This window comes from Lactobacillus sp. UMNPBX16, from assembly GCF_002553775.1.
Taxonomy (GTDB): Bacteria; Bacillota; Bacilli; order Lactobacillales; family Lactobacillaceae; genus Lactobacillus; species Lactobacillus crispatus.
Genome location: NZ_PCYU01000028.1, coordinates 1 through 1,005 on the forward strand (window position 1 = coordinate 1; position 1,005 = coordinate 1,005).

A 1,005-nucleotide genomic window follows, 5' to 3' on the forward strand; every position below is an offset into this window, starting at 1 on the left:
CCATTTCTGGCATAGGGATCATAGCCCAGAAAGGCAGTCAATTCAGCTTCTAACAAGTTATTAACAGCCTGTTGTAGCTCTTTGCGCAATAAATCATTAATTTTATCCTGATTGAATAGAGCATTAGTCATATCTTTGGTAAAATCATTCATGAAGGAATCTCTTTTCTAGTATGTTTTTCGTTCAAATCAATCATACGGGAAAAGGATTCCTTTTTCTAATATTCAGGGAAATAAAATTAAGGAAATATTCATCCTTACACAAACTATTTTACGGTCTCTATAATTTTGATCTTATTGGGCTATAATGTCTTTGAAGGTAGTATTAATAATGGAAAAACTGTCTATTGTATTAGTAAAGGAATTGAAATAGGTACTTTAATTGAAAATAAAAGAATGGGCATAAAAATTGGTAATGCAACTAAAGTTGGAAATGTTTATTGGATAGTAGAGGACTAAAATTGGAATTAGATAATATTTTTTTGTTAAATTGTTCTAAACTTTCAGATAAAGTAGGAATAAAAAAATTACCTTTAGCTGATAAAGAATTAAATGCAATAAAAGAAGAAGATATTTTAATGGGAATTAAAAAAACAATAAGATTGCAATCGTGGGTCTCAAAAGCAGAAGGATTGTCTAAAACCAAAAAATATTATGTAGCCTACAAAGACCAAACTTATCATATTAATATTCTTTCTTATTTAGATGCTAACTTAAATGCTAAAGTAAAAGATGTTCTAAATATTCGGTCAATTTTCTGGAGACTGTAAAATAGTTTGTGTAAGGATGAATGATTCCTTAAATTTATTTCTTTAAACATTAGAAAAAGGAGTTCCTTTCTCGTATGATTGGTTTGAACAAAAAAACACATACAGAAAGAAGAACTCCTTCATGAATGATTTTACCAAAGATTTTGCTCAAGCTCTATTCAATCCAGACAAAATAAATGATTTATTGCGCAAAGAGCTACAACAGGCTGTTAATAACTTGTTAGAAGCTGAATTGA

Annotated in this window: 1 protein-coding gene and 1 pseudogene; one reads left to right on the plus strand and one right to left on the minus strand. The window is 28.9% G+C overall.

The window, feature by feature from the left end; translation table 11 throughout:
* Positions 1-152: pseudogene (locus CP367_RS07465) on the minus strand (IS256 family transposase); the annotation flags it as partial.
* A 308-nt stretch (positions 153-460) separates the two neighbouring features.
* On the opposite strand from CP367_RS07465, the gene CP367_RS10755 reads away from it, so the two are divergent.
* Positions 461-769, plus strand: a complete 309-nt coding sequence (locus CP367_RS10755) for a hypothetical protein (protein WP_098049655.1) — start codon at positions 461-463, stop codon at positions 767-769.
* Positions 770-1,005 lie beyond the last annotated feature (236 nt).